The sequence below is a fragment of the Aeromonas fluvialis genome, from assembly GCF_000819885.1.
GTDB lineage: Bacteria > Pseudomonadota > Gammaproteobacteria > Enterobacterales > Aeromonadaceae > Aeromonas > Aeromonas fluvialis.
Genome location: NZ_CDBO01000053.1, coordinates 78,047 through 90,784 on the forward strand (window position 1 = coordinate 78,047; position 12,738 = coordinate 90,784).

At 62.3% G+C, this 12,738-nt stretch carries 12 protein-coding genes; 8 read left to right on the top strand and 4 right to left on the bottom strand.

The window, feature by feature from the left end:
* Positions 1–39: 39 nt before the first annotated feature.
* Genes BN1125_RS11620 through argC form a run of 3 tightly spaced genes read right to left on the bottom strand, consistent with a single transcriptional unit; the run spans position 40 to position 2,786 of the window.
* Positions 40–951 (bottom strand): ornithine carbamoyltransferase, encoded by a 912-nt coding sequence (locus tag BN1125_RS11620; protein WP_042012445.1) that lies wholly within the window; start codon positions 949–951, stop codon positions 40–42.
* A 25-nt stretch (positions 952–976) separates the two neighbouring features.
* Positions 977–1,756: an acetylglutamate kinase gene (argB, locus tag BN1125_RS11625; protein WP_042012446.1), complete on the bottom strand. Its 780-nt coding sequence runs from the start codon at positions 1,754–1,756 to the stop codon at positions 977–979.
* 22 nt (positions 1,757–1,778) lie between these two features.
* Positions 1,779–2,786 carry an N-acetyl-gamma-glutamyl-phosphate reductase gene (gene argC, locus BN1125_RS11630; protein WP_042012447.1) on the bottom strand — a complete coding sequence of 336 codons (1,008 nt, stop codon included), beginning with the start codon at positions 2,784–2,786 and terminating at the stop codon, positions 1,779–1,781.
* 282 nt (positions 2,787–3,068) lie between these two features.
* On the opposite strand from argC, the gene argE reads away from it, so the two are divergent.
* From argE to ybaK, 3 genes are all read left to right on the top strand, one after another.
* Complete coding sequence (gene argE / locus BN1125_RS11635) at positions 3,069–4,214, top strand: acetylornithine deacetylase (RefSeq protein WP_042012448.1); 1,146 nt, start codon at positions 3,069–3,071, stop codon at positions 4,212–4,214.
* A 231-nt stretch (positions 4,215–4,445) separates the two neighbouring features.
* Positions 4,446–7,079: a phosphoenolpyruvate carboxylase gene (gene ppc / locus BN1125_RS11640; RefSeq protein ID WP_042012449.1), complete on the top strand. Its 2,634-nt coding sequence runs from the start codon at positions 4,446–4,448 to the stop codon at positions 7,077–7,079.
* A 367-nt stretch (positions 7,080–7,446) separates the two neighbouring features.
* Entirely contained in the window at positions 7,447–7,911 is a 465-nt protein-coding gene (gene ybaK / locus BN1125_RS11645) for a Cys-tRNA(Pro) deacylase (protein WP_042012450.1), read from the top strand.
* Between the two features lie 40 nt (positions 7,912–7,951).
* Here ybaK and BN1125_RS11650 read toward each other — a convergent pair whose 3' ends face one another.
* Complete coding sequence (locus BN1125_RS11650; protein WP_042012451.1) at positions 7,952–8,836, bottom strand: LysR family transcriptional regulator; 885 nt, start codon at positions 8,834–8,836, stop codon at positions 7,952–7,954.
* A 134-nt stretch (positions 8,837–8,970) separates the two neighbouring features.
* Between BN1125_RS11650 and BN1125_RS11655 the strand changes: the two genes are divergently transcribed.
* The 5 genes from BN1125_RS11655 (at position 8,971) to dhaR (ending at position 12,736) form a co-directional block, all read left to right on the top strand.
* Entirely contained in the window at positions 8,971–9,372 is a 402-nt protein-coding gene (locus tag BN1125_RS11655; protein ID WP_042012478.1) for a CidA/LrgA family protein, read from the top strand.
* Positions 9,365–10,054, top strand: coding sequence for an LrgB family protein (locus BN1125_RS11660; RefSeq protein WP_042012452.1), 690 nt, complete (start codon positions 9,365–9,367; stop codon positions 10,052–10,054). Before BN1125_RS11655 ends, BN1125_RS11660 begins: the two co-directional genes overlap by 8 nt.
* A 46-nt stretch (positions 10,055–10,100) precedes the next feature.
* Positions 10,101–10,430, top strand: a complete 330-nt coding sequence (locus BN1125_RS19870) for a hypothetical protein (protein ID WP_167562316.1) — start codon at positions 10,101–10,103, stop codon at positions 10,428–10,430.
* Between the two features lie 12 nt (positions 10,431–10,442).
* Positions 10,443–10,712 (top strand): hypothetical protein, encoded by a 270-nt coding sequence (locus tag BN1125_RS19910; RefSeq protein ID WP_052446152.1) that lies wholly within the window; start codon positions 10,443–10,445, stop codon positions 10,710–10,712.
* 122 nt (positions 10,713–10,834) lie between these two features.
* Complete coding sequence (dhaR, locus tag BN1125_RS11670) at positions 10,835–12,736, top strand: dihydroxyacetone kinase operon transcriptional regulator DhaR (RefSeq protein ID WP_042012479.1); 1,902 nt, start codon at positions 10,835–10,837, stop codon at positions 12,734–12,736.
* The last annotated feature ends 2 nt before the right edge of the window (positions 12,737–12,738 follow it).

The window sequence follows — 12,738 nt, forward strand, 5'->3', positions numbered from 1 at the left end:
GATTCAATAAAAGGGTCGTTATTCAGGTTGAGCACCGCGTTACTTGTTGCCGAGAAGGGTCAGCAACACGGCGTTCTGGATGTGCATCCGGTTTTCGGCCTCGTCCATGATGAGGGAGGCGGGGCCATCCATGACCTGGGAGGTGATCTCCAGCTCCCGGTGCGCCGGTTGGCAGTGCAGCACATGCTGGATACCGGTGCGGTCGAGCAGGGCCTGGTTGATCTGGTAAGGCATAAAGAGCTCGGTGACCTGCTCCATCGGGGTGTTGTCGCCCATGGAGACCCAGGTGTCGGTGTAAGCCACGTCAAACCCTTCGATGTCTGCCACGTCATCGCTGATATGGATGGTCGCGCCCGACTTGGCGGCAATGGCCTGCGCCTGCAGGAATATCTGGGTGTCCGGGCCGTGGCCTTTCGGGCAGATCAGGGTGACGTCGGTGCCCAGGGTCGCCCCCAGCAGCAGCAGAGAGTGGCTGACGTTGTTGCCATCACCGAGGTAGGCGAGCTTCACCTTCGACAGGTCGTCGTAGTGTTCGGCAATGGTCATAAAGTCGGCCAGCCCCTGACAGGGGTGGTAGAGGTTGCACAGGCTGTTCACCACAGGCACTGTGCCGTGCACTGCCAGCTCGACCAAGGTCTGGTGATCGAACACCCGGGCGACGATGGCATCACACCAACGCGACAGGTTGGCGGCGAAATCCTTCACCGACTCCCGTTTGCCCAGCGCGCCGTTCTGCTGATCCAGATAGACGCTGTGGCCGCCGAGGCGGGCGATACCGATGTCGAAGGTGACCCGAGTGCGCAGGGAGGGCTTCTCGAACAAAGTAACCACGCTCTTGCCTGCCAGTGCCTGGCTGTACTTTTTCGGGTCGGCCTTGACCGCTTTGCCCAGCGCAATCAGCGCCTCGATCTGGGCTTTGTTCAGATCACTGTCTTTCAGAAGATGTTGCATCGGATGTTCCTTGTTCCGGTGGAGATCAAATAGCGACTTGGGTGCCAACCGCGCCGCCAGCCAGCAGCTTGAGCAGCTGATCCGGGTAGCGCCAGCTGGCGACACAGACCGGCTTGCCGAGGGTCTCGGCGGCGTGCAGGGCAGCTTCTACCTTGACCGCCATGCCGCCCGTGATCACCCCTTTCTCCATCAGATCCAGTGCGGTCAGCTTGTCTAGCTGGGGCACCAGCTTGCCCTTGCCATCGAGGATGCCGCTCACGTCGGAGAGCATCACCAGATCGGCGCCGAGCGCCTCGGCAATGGCGGTGGCCGCCTGATCCGCGTTGACGTTCATCAGCTGCCCCTCGACGGTGATGCCGATGGAGCTCACCACCGGCAGGAAGCCCTGACCGAGGATGCCTGCTACCAGCGCCGGGTTGCCCGGCTTGCACTCGCCGACCGCGCCGAGATCCGGATCGAGCTGGGTCACCTGACACAGACCTCCATCTGCCAGACAGAGCCCCACCGCCGGAATGCCGGTGGCGATGGCCTTGGCCATCATCTGCTTGTTGGCCGTACCGGCCAGCGCGCCGGCGATGAACGGGATCTGCTCGAACGGGGTCACCCGCAGGCCGTTCTTTTTGGTGGAGGTTAACCCTAACCCCTTGAGCAGGTCATCCACCAGACAGCCACCGCCGTGCACCAGCACCAGCGGACGGTGCTGATCGTCGAGAAAGGTTTTGAGGGTGGCGAACAGGGCGGTCAGCGCCTCGTCGTTCTCGATAAGGGCGCCGCCCAGCTTGATTACCAACGTCTGTTTGTCCATGTTCGAGATCCTTCCTAAGTCCTTAAATCAGGCCGGTGGCCGGTTCAAATCCAAATTTGAGATTTATGCACTGCATGGCTTGCGAGGCGGCGCCCTTGAGCAGGTTGTCGATGGCAGAGACCACCACCAGCATGTTGCCCTGCTGTTGCCAGGCGATATCGCAGTAAGGGGTGTTTGCCACACCACGAATAGAGGGCATCTGGCCGGTGAGACGCACCAGCGGCTTGCCTTCGTAAGCCTTGAGGAAGGCCTGATCCACCTGGGTAGGGGTGACGCCGTCCGCCAGCTGCACATAGATGGTGGCCAGGATGCCGCGCACATAGTTGCCAAGGTGGGGCTGGAACAGCACCTCTTTGCCGAGGTGGTGGCTGATCTCCGGCTGGTGTCTGTGATTGAAGGTGCCGTAAGGGTTGAGGCTCACTTCGCAGAAGCTGGTGTTGATGGCCGCCTTGCGCCCGGCCCCGGAGACCCCGGAGACCGCATTGATGATCGGCTGCCACCCCTTGGCAATCAGGCCATCCTGCTGCAGCGGCTTGAGGGCACAGAGGGAGGCTGTCGGGTAGCAACCCGGCACCGCAATCAGCTGGGCGCAGGCGATGGCATCGGCGTTCCACTCTGCCAGGCCATAGACGGCCTGATCCAGCCACTGTTCGCTGTCGTGGGTGAAACCGTAGAAGCTGTCGTAAAAGCCCTGATCCTTGACCCGGAAGGCGCCGGAAAGATCGAACACCGGCAGCCCCTTGGCGAGAAACTTGGGAGCCAGCTCGGCGCTCACCTCGTGGGCGGTGGCCAGCAGCACCAGATCGGCCTGGGTCAGGATCCGGGTCATGCCGTCGTCGTCCAGCGGCAGCAGCGGCTGATCGAGGGCCCCGACCCACTGGGGATGCAGGGAAGAGAACCGCTTGTGGGCATCCTGACTGCCGGCGGAGACATAGAGGCCGAACAGTTTGAGTTGTGGATGGTTCTGGACCAGTGCGGCCAGTTCGGCACCCGCGTAGCCACTGGCACCGACGATAACGGTGTTAAGCATGTTGAATATTCCAAGTCAGAGTTCGAGATTCACAGCATGGCGCTGCAGTGCATGGGGTTCATTCACCCCGGTGCACCGTCTTGATAAAACAAGTGCGGAGGGGCAATTCAGGCGGGTGTGTGTCGTCGGTTATAGATCAGGTGACAGAACATTAACTTTCCCTTACAACTAGAAGCCTTTGTTGATGAGCCAGATATTCAGGTAAAATTACAGAATATTCATGCACTCACTTTGCATTTGTATTTTCTAACAGAAACATTCCTGGGACGCAAGGAGGAGCTGATGGCCAATCTGGATTTTTTTTCACTTTATAAGAATATTATTGCGATTCCCTCTATCAGCAGCACGGATCCCAAGTGGGATCAGAGCAACGAGGCAGTGATCCGGCTGCTGGCCGACTGGTTCGGTCAGCTCGGTTTTCAGTGCGAGGTAACGGTACTACCCGATCTGCCGGGCAAGTTCAATCTGGTGGCGACCTATGGCCAGGGAGAGGGGGGGCTGCTGCTGGCGGGCCACACCGATACGGTGCCGTTCGATGAGGGGGGCTGGAGCAAGGATCCCTTCAAGGTGACGGAAGAGGGCAACCGCCTCTATGGCCTCGGCACCATAGATATGAAAGGCTTCTTCGCCTTTATCGTCGAGGCGCTCAAAGAGATCGACCTCAAGACGCTCAGCAAGCCGCTGCGTATCCTCGCTACCGCCGACGAAGAGACCACCATGGCGGGGGCCCGCGCTATCGCCGCCGCGGCCGAGCTCAAACCCGACTACGCCGTAATTGGCGAACCGACCGGGCTGGTGCCTGTGGTGGCCCACAAGGGGCACATGTCGGAGGCGATCCGCATTACCGGCAAAAGCGGTCACAGCTCGGATCCCGCCAACGGTATCAACGCCATGGAGATCATGCACAAGGCGATGGGACAGGTGCTGCGCTTGCAGCAGGATCTGAAAGATCGCTATGCCGACCACCGCTTTGCCGTGCCGCAGCCGACCCTGAACCTCGGTTACATTCAGGGGGGTGATAGCCCGAACCGCATCTGCGGCTGCTGTGAGCTGCATATCGACCTGCGACCCACCCCGCAGGTGGGACCGGATGAGCTGATGGGGATGCTCAAAGAAGCGCTGTCGCCCATCGAGATCCACCAGCCCGGTTGCCTGCATCTGCAACACCTGCACGAACCCATTCCTGCTTACGCCTGCGCCGACGACTCTGTGTTGGTGCGCGAAGCGGAGAAGGCGAGTGGCCGCAGCGCTGAGTCGGTCAACTACTGCACCGAGGCGCCGTTTATCCAGCAGCTTGGTTGCCAGACCATAGTGATGGGCCCCGGCCATATCACCCAGGCACACCAGCCGGACGAGTACCTCGACCTCTCCTTCGTCAAACCGACCACCACAGTGTTGCAGCACCTGATCAGACGTTTTTGCCTGTAGCGGCGGCGGTGAAAGGGGCGTAAAAACTGTAAGTAAGTTACATAACAAGCCGGTTGTGGAGTGGTGATGGAAATACATGTTCTGAATCGGCCTGTTATTTGACCTTGCGCAGACAATCTGGGTAGATTGTCACCCTAAGATGACGGAGCATATGTTGTAATCACACAACAATAAGTGAGGTCGTCTCGCACCCCGGATGGGTGTCAGGCACCAACAAGATAAGGATGTGGAATGAACGAAAAGTACGCCGCACTACGCGCCAACGTAGGCATGCTGGGTCAGCTGCTGGGCAAGTCCATCAAGGATCATCAGGGTCAGGCCTTTCTCGACAAGATCGAAACCATTCGCCAATTGGCCAAGTCTTCCCGCAAGGGCAATGAATCAGACCGGGAACGTCTGCTCGATACCCTGCGCACCCTCTCCGATGATGAGTTGCTGCCGGTGGCGCGCGCCTTCAGCCAGTTCCTCAATCTGGCCAACGTGGCGGAACAGTTCCACACCATCTCCCGTCGCTGCGAAGAGCAGGTCTGTACCCCGGATCCGCTGGAGCAGATGTTCGACAAGCTGAAAGCCTCCAACCTGTCGCAAGAGGCGATCATTGCGGCCGTGCGCGAGCTGGATATCGATCTGGTGCTGACCGCTCACCCCACCGAGGTGACCCGTCGTACCCTGATCCACAAGCATGTCCAGCTCAACGACTGCCTCGAGGCGCTGGAACTGTCCGATCTGCTGCCCCGCGAGCGGGACAAGATCCAGAGTCGCATCGAACAGCTCATCAATCAGGCATGGCACACCAACGAGATCCGCGAACAGCGTCCGACCCCGGTCGATGAAGCCAAGTGGGGCTTCGCCGTGGTGGAGAACAGCCTGTGGCCTGCTATCCCCGAATTTATGCGCAATCTGGACGAGCGGCTGCAACACCATCTGGGTGTGCGGCTGCCGCTGGATGCCGCGCCGGTCAAGTTCACCTCCTGGATGGGTGGTGACCGCGACGGCAACCCGTTCGTGACCGCCAAGGTGACTGCCGAAGTGCTGGAACTGGGCCGCTGGATGGCAGTGAGCCTGTTCTACAAAGACATCAAGGAGCTCACCTCCGAGCTTTCCATGTCCGACTGCACCGATGCCGTGCGTGCCCGGGTGGGCGATCACCCCGAGCCCTACCGCGCGTTGGTGCGCGAGCTGCGTGAAGCGCTGCGCGAAACCAAGGAGCACCTCACCGCCAAGGTGCAGGGTCAGGTGAGCGAGAGTCGCGATCTGGTCAAGACCACCGCCCAGCTGCGCGAGCCGCTGGAGCTCTGCTACAACTCCCTGCACGCCTGCGGCATGGGCAATATCGCTGACGGCATGCTGCTGGATGTGCTGCGCAAGGTCGCCTGTTTCGGCATCCATCTGGTCAAGCTGGATATCCGTCAGGATGGCGAGCGCCACGGGCTGGTCTTCTCCGAGCTGACCCGCTATCTGGGCATGGGTGACTACGCCGAGTGGAGCGAAGATGACAAGCAGGCTTTCCTGCTCAACGAACTGAACTCCCGCCGCCCGCTCATTCCCCACGACTGGGAGCCGAGCGCCGAGGTGCGCGAGACGCTGGATACCTGTCAGGTCATCGCCGAGCATGACCCCGATGCGTTCGGTATCTACATCATCTCCATGGCCGGTGCGCCGTCCGATGTGCTGTCGGTGCAACTGCTGCTCAAAGAGGCGGGTTGCAAGTTCCGCATGCCGGTCGCCCCGCTGTTTGAAACCCAGGATGACCTGATGGCAGGCACCGCCGTGATGGCGCGCCTGCTTTCGGTGGACTGGTATCGCGGCTACATTCAGGGCCGTCAGTATGTGATGATCGGTTACTCCGACTCTGCCAAGGATGCGGGCATGATGGCCGCTGGCTGGGCCCAGTACGCCGCCATGGAGTCGCTGGTGGGACTTGCCGAAGCCAACAATATCCGCCTCACCCTGTTCCATGGCCGTGGCGGTACCGTCGGTCGTGGTGGTGCGCCAGCCCATCAGGCAATCCTCTCCCAGCCGCCGGGATCCCTGCGCGGCGGTCTGCGTACCACCGAACAGGGGGAGATGATCCGCTTCAAGTTCGGCCTGCCGAAAGTGGCGATCAAGAGTCTGGAGCTCTACACCAGCGCCGTGCTGGAAGGGAACCTGCTGCCGCCGCCCAAGCCGAAAGCGTGCTGGCGCGAGGTGATGGAACAGCTGGCCGCCGACTCCTGCGAGCACTATCGCAGTATCGTGCGCGGTCATCCGGACTTCGTCCCTTACTTCCGTGCCGCGACCCCGGAGATGGAGCTGGGCAAGTTGCCGCTCGGTTCCCGTCCCGCCAAGCGCAAGCCCAATGGCGGCGTCGAGAGCCTGCGCGCCATCCCGTGGATCTTCGCCTGGACCCAGAACCGTCTGATGCTGCCGGCCTGGCTGGGGGCCCACAAAGGCCTGCAGCAAGCCATCAATGGCGACAAGCTGGCGGTGCTGGAAGAGATGAGCACCCAGTGGCCCTTCTTCCGCACCCGCCTCGAGATGCTGGAGATGGTGTTCCTCAAGGCAGATGCCTGGCTTGCCGAGTACTACGACACCCGTCTGGTGCCGCAGGAGCTGTGGGGCTTGGGCAAACAGCTGCGGCAGGAGCTCGCCGAATCCATCGAGGTGGTGCTGAAACTGAGCCCGCGCGGGGATCTGCTGGAGGATCAGCCCTGGATCAAGGAGTCCATCAAGCTGCGCAACCCCTACACCGACCCGCTCAACGTGCTGCAGGCCGAGCTGCTCAACCGCTCCCGTAACCAACCGGAAACCCTGCACCCCGAGCTCGACAAGGCGTTGATGGTCACCATCGCCGGTATTGCCGCCGGTATGCGCAACACCGGTTGATCGTCGGGGCTATCAAGTTCCCCTCAATGACAAAGGGCGCCTCGGCGCTCTTTGTCATATCTACAGGACCTGTTGGAGCCGTGTCGCTGTAAGAACATTGGCCGCAGGGTTGCGATGGAATCGTAGGGTCGATTAGCCGTCAGGCGTAATCGTCCGTTCTGTGTGATCAAGGCCTTGGCGTGCAGGACGCGAGGGCAATTTTTCTTGACCACTACAACTCACGCTGGTCACATTTTCTGGTCAGCCCCCGCAAGTGTGCACGGCATGGCGGCCAGCCAATCTCCCTTGCGACTTGCATCACCCCATCGCGAGGTGCAGACTGTTTGGCCTTGTTTTTTTTGTTTGATCCGACTTCAAGGCACCCATCATGACTCCTGCCATCAATCTGCTGAAAAAGCTCAAGATCCCCCACACGCTCTACCCCTACGAGTGCGAAGCCCACGACGATTTCGGCAAGCACGCCGCCACCCAGCTCGGGCTGCCGGAGGCGCAGGTATTCAAGACCCTGGTTGCCCATCACGACAAGCAGGCGGTGGTGGCTATCGTCCCTTCCTCCGGCATGTGCAGCCTGAAGCAGCTGGCCAAGGCGACCGGTCTCAAGAAGGTGGAGATGATGAAACCGGCGGAGGCGGAGAAGCTGACCGGCTACAAGGTGGGCGGCATCAGCCCGCTGGCTCAGAAGAAGCTGTTGCCCACCGTGCTCGACGAGTCGGCCCTGCAGTTTGACGAGATCCTGGTGAGCGGCGGCAAGCGTGGCCTCTCGGTCGGGGTGGCACCGCAGGATATGTTGACGCTGATGAAGTGGACCGCCGCTCCCATCGGCGAGGAGTAAGTCCGACAGAGGCGCTGGCCGATTGGCTGCGGCGTCCTTGTCAGCGCTCTTGCTGACGCTGTCTGCAGAGCGCCAGCCAGGCCTCGGCGGTGCGCGACAGATAACGCTCGCTCGGCCAGATCACCCCGAGCCGCCAGCTCAATTCGGGCTCCAGTGGCCGCAGCACCAGACCATCCGGGGTCAGCCGGTTGCAGACCGGCTCCGGCAAGAAGGCGACCCCCATGCCGCTGCGCACCATGGCGATGAGAAAATCCCACTGGCTGCTGCGCGCCGCCACCTGCGGCACAAAGCCCGCCTCCTGACACGCATGCTCCAACCGCTCGCTCAGGGTAAATGCCTGGGTATAGAGCAGGAAGGGCTCCTCCTGCAGAGACTCCAGCCGCAGCGGCGCCTCGCCACACCAGCGGTATTGATCCGGCAGCACCACCCGGATCGGGTATTGATCGAGCTCCAGCGCGCTGAGGGCGCCCCCCTCTTTGGTTGGCAGCATGGTGATGGCGAGATCCAGCTCCCCCTCCAGCACAGCCTGTTCGATGCGGCGACCGCCATACTCCACCAGCGTCAGCTCCACCTTGGGATAGCGGGTGCGGTAGGCGCGGATCAGATCCGCATAGACGTAACCCACCATGGGGGGAATGCCAAGGGTGAGGCGACCATGTTGCAGGCTCTGCAGATCCGCCAGTTCGGCCTCCAGCTGCTGCATCTCCGCCAATATGGTCTGGGCCCGGTTGAACAGCACCTGACCGCTGTCGGTCAGAGTAAAGCGGCGCCCTTCCCGGTTGAGCAGGGGCTGGCCCAGCTCCTCTTCGATATTGCGGATCATCTTGCTGATGGTGGGCTGGGTGACGAACAGTTTCTCCGAGGCGCGGGTGAAGCTCTGTTCCCGCACCAGTTCGACAAAATAACGCAGGGCGCGAATATCCATGGGCTCTCTCGACTCGTGTTGGCGGGTATAGAATAAAGCATGCCTTTTTGGCATGAAGTTGATAATTTTAATTCATTTTTGGCAGGCTTTACTCAGCTCTATACTGTGAGCCGGTTCACAGAAAGACGATGATCATGAAAGCCCTCTGCTTGCGCTGGTTACAGACTCCCTTCCAGATAGTGTTGCTGGCAGCCATCTGGCTGCTGGCCGATACCGCGGTGCGCACCCTCCATCTACCGCTGCCCGCCAACCTCACCGGCATGTTGCTGCTGCTGGCCTGCATCCTGCTCGGGGTGGTCAAGGCCGAGTGGTTCAGCGCGGGTGCCCGCTGGTTGCTGGCCGATATGCTACTCTTCTTCGTCCCCGCCGTGGTGGCGGTGGTCAACTATCAGGATCTGCTGCTGGAGGAGGGATGGCGCATCATGGTGGTGCTGCTGGTGAGTACCACGCTAGTGCTCGGCACCACGGCGCTGGTGGTGGACAGGGTTTACCGCCTCGAACTGAAACTGGCCCGCCGGAGTCGCCGTCATGTCTGATACCCTGCTCGGGCTGATCTGTTTCGCCCTTACTCTGCTCTTCTACTACGCCAGCAAGTGGCTCTACGGCAAAAAGCGCATCCTGCCGCTGATGCCGCTGCTGTTGGCGCCGACCCTGCTGGTGGCGGTGGTGCTGCTGTTCCACATCCCCTATCAGGACTACATGGCCGAGTCTCACTGGCTGCTCTGGTTGCTGGGCCCGGCCACCGTCGCTTTCGCGGTGCCGGTCTACGAGAACCGCCAGCTCATTCGCCGCCACTGGCTGTCGCTGTCGGTGGGGGTGTTCGCTTCGGTCATTATGGCGGTGGGCAGTACCGTGCTGCTGGCCCGCTGGCTGGATCTCTCCGTCATGCTGCAGCGCAGTCTGGCGATGCGCTCCATCACTACGCCGTTTGCGGTGGAGGCGACCCACGCCATCGGTGGCCAGAGCGATCTCACCGCGCTGTTCGTGGTGTTGACCGGCGTCATCGGCATGGCGGTGGGGGAGAGCGTGCTGACCATGCTGGCCATTCGCAGCCGTGTTGGCAAGGGGGCGGGCTTTGGTGCCTCGGCCCACGGTGCCGGTACTGCCAAGGCCTATCAGATGGGCAACGAGGAGGGTGTGGTCTCCAGCATGGTGATGATGATCGCCGGCATGGTAACCGTGCTGCTGGCGCCCCTGCTGGGTCGGATGTTCTGGTAGGCGGAGCTTCCCTTTACAAGGCTGCTCGTCCCGGCGCAACACTCTAGTGAGCGTGTATTCCCGGGATGAGCAGAATGACCTTTCATCGACTCGCTTCCTGCTGTGCAGTCTCTTCCTTTTTGCCAGTCCCCTACGGGGGAACAACGTTTTTACCCATATCAGCCCGGAGATCGACCGGGATCAGCGCACCCTCTATTTTCGCGAGCTGTTGCAACTCGCGCTGGAGAAGACCCGCGACAGCTTCGGTGACTACGCGCTGCGGGCGGCGCCGCCGATGAACCGGATCCGGCTGCGACAGGTGCTGCAAACCAACCTCTATCCCAATCTATTTGCCGTCGATACGCCACAGCCCGCTAGCGGCGAGGCCCTCGACTAGGTCTGCTTCCCGGTGGAGCTTGGCATCCTCGGTTATCGCATCTGCTTCGTCAGCCCGCAGCAGGCGAAGGCGATTGCCGGCGTGACCCGCTTCGATCAGCTCAAACAGTACCAGAACGTGCGGGGGCGCGGCTGGCAGGATGTCGCCATTCTGCGGGCGGCCGGTTTTCCGGTCTCCCGTTTTACCCGCGTTCCGTCCAAGCTGGAGTCCGGTTATCTGCAGGGCTACTGGCAGGGACGTCAGAGCGTGCTGCGAGCAGTCAGGACTGTACGTGCCGCCTAGCGACATCCTGACGGGTTTACACAACGGGGACGGGGTTATCACCCTCTGAGGCAGGTCACTGAATCGGGCCCGCTGGCGTGGTTAAATGTTCGGCTCACATCTTGCCGGATATTGCTGTGACCATGCCATCTGACCTTCAGCCGCTGCTCGCTTGGCCTGACTATCTGCAGGCATCCTGGCTGCGCTGCGCCCACCAGACCAGCGCCACTCTCTGGCATCCGCCCCACAGCGCCAAGGGGCAGACCTTGCAGAGCCTGCGCCAGCGCAAGCGGGACTTGCTCACCACCGGCGAGATGGCCCTCGAGGATCTCTATGAATTTATGGAGGGGCGCCCCTGTGCCCTGCTGCTCACCGACGAGAGCGGCTGTCTGCTGGCCCAGACCGGCCACCCCGACACCCTGCGCGAGCTGACAGCGCTGGGGTTTGGCCCCGGCGCCTTTTTCAGCGAGGGGCGCATCGGCACCAATGCCATCAATCTGGCGGCGCTGGAGGGGGTGCCGCTCTGCGTCAGCGGCTCCCAGCACTTCAACCAGACCCTCCACCCCTGGCACAGCTGTGCCAGCCCGGTCTACAACAGCAACGGCCGTCAGGTCGCCATCATGGCGCTGACCTGCAAGGTGGGGGCGGCGAACGCCGGCGATCTGGCGCTCACCGTCAGTGCCGGGCGCGAGCTGGCCCATCTGCTGCAGATGGAGACCCTGATGCAGGAGTCCCAGCACCACCTGAGCGAGCTCTACGCCCTGCTCGATGGCATGGATGACGGCGTGCTGGCCTGGGATCCGCAGGGCCGGTTGCGCTACCTCAACGCGCTGGCGGCCAATCGGCTGCGGCTCGACCCGGATCTCTGCCTCGGCCAGCCGCTGGAGCAGCACCTGCTGCTGCCCCAGCGGTTGCAGCTCGCCATCAAGGGGCAGACTCCACTCAGCCATGTGGAGGTGACACTGGAGAAGCTCGGCGCGCAGGAGGGGGAGTTCATCAATGCGCTGGTGAGCCTCAAGCCGCTACCCGGGCCGGACGGGGTCAGTTTTATCGCCCTGCTGCACCCGGTCGATCGGCTGCGGGCCATCAGTCAGCTGCGCCAGACGGTACCCGAGCTGTCGGCGCTGGTGGGCGAATCGAGCGCCATGCGCAAGCTGCTGCGTTACGCCCGGCAGGCAGCCCAGAGTCAGGGGCCGATCCTGCTGCGCGGCGAGGAGGAGGTGGGCAAGGCCCAGCTGGCGGAGGCGATCCACTTCGGCAGCGAGCGGGCCGCCGGGCCGCTCATCACCCTCAACTGTCAGGCCCTGCCGAGCGAGCGAATGGCGCTGGAGCTGATGGGCTCTGACGAAGCGGGACAGGAGCGGGCCGGCAAGTTCGAGCTGGCCCACGGCGGCACCCTGGTGCTGGAGCAGGTGGAGTGTCTCTCTGCCCCCATGCAGGCGGCGCTGCTGCAACTGCTCAAGACCGGTCGCCTTCAGCGCTTCGACTCGGCCCGTATCCTGCCGCTCAAGGTGCGGATCATCGCCACCAGCAGCGCCCCGCTGGAGCAGAAGGTGCAGGAGGGGCACTTCGGCCGCCAGTTGCTCTATGCCCTGCAGGCGTGCGAGCTGTGGCTGCCGGGGCTGCGGGAGCGCAGCGCCGATCTGCCCGGCCTTATCAGCCAGCAGTTGGCTGCGCAGGGGCGCGAGCCGGTGCGCCAGTTCAGCCCGGCGGCCCTCGACTGCCTGCTCACCTACCCCTGGCCCGGCAATCTCGGGGAGCTGCGCAGCGCGGTGGAGCATGCGTTGCTTCATGCCGATCAGGGGCCGATCCCGCCAGAGGCGCTGCCTGCCGCCATTCGTCACGGCTATCAGCAGGTGGCTAACGAGGTGGTGGGGCAACCGCTGCTCACCTTGGCGGAGCTGGAGCGCCAGGCCATCTTGCGCTGCGCCCACGTCTGCAAAGGGCAGGTGAGCCAGATGGCCCAACATCTTGGCATCAGTCGCACCACCCTGTGGCGGCGGCTTAAACTGCTCGAGATCGATCCCGCCGACTACCACGGCTGACG

Coding starts and splice junctions, on each gene's coding strand:
- BN1125_RS11620 (WP_042012445.1), bottom strand. CDS start 951: ATGCAACATCTTCTGAAAGACAGTGATCTGAACAAAGCCCAGATCGAG.
- argB (WP_042012446.1), bottom strand. CDS start 1,756: ATGGACAAACAGACGTTGGTAATCAAGCTGGGCGGCGCCCTTATCGAG.
- argC (WP_042012447.1), bottom strand. CDS start 2,786: ATGCTTAACACCGTTATCGTCGGTGCCAGTGGCTACGCGGGTGCCGAA.
- argE (WP_042012448.1), top strand. CDS start 3,069: ATGGCCAATCTGGATTTTTTTTCACTTTATAAGAATATTATTGCGATT.
- ppc (WP_042012449.1), top strand. CDS start 4,446: ATGAACGAAAAGTACGCCGCACTACGCGCCAACGTAGGCATGCTGGGT.
- ybaK (WP_042012450.1), top strand. CDS start 7,447: ATGACTCCTGCCATCAATCTGCTGAAAAAGCTCAAGATCCCCCACACG.
- BN1125_RS11650 (WP_042012451.1), bottom strand. CDS start 8,836: ATGGATATTCGCGCCCTGCGTTATTTTGTCGAACTGGTGCGGGAACAG.
- BN1125_RS11655 (WP_042012478.1), top strand. CDS start 8,971: ATGAAAGCCCTCTGCTTGCGCTGGTTACAGACTCCCTTCCAGATAGTG.
- BN1125_RS11660 (WP_042012452.1), top strand. CDS start 9,365: ATGTCTGATACCCTGCTCGGGCTGATCTGTTTCGCCCTTACTCTGCTC.
- dhaR (WP_042012479.1), top strand. CDS start 10,835: ATGCCATCTGACCTTCAGCCGCTGCTCGCTTGGCCTGACTATCTGCAG.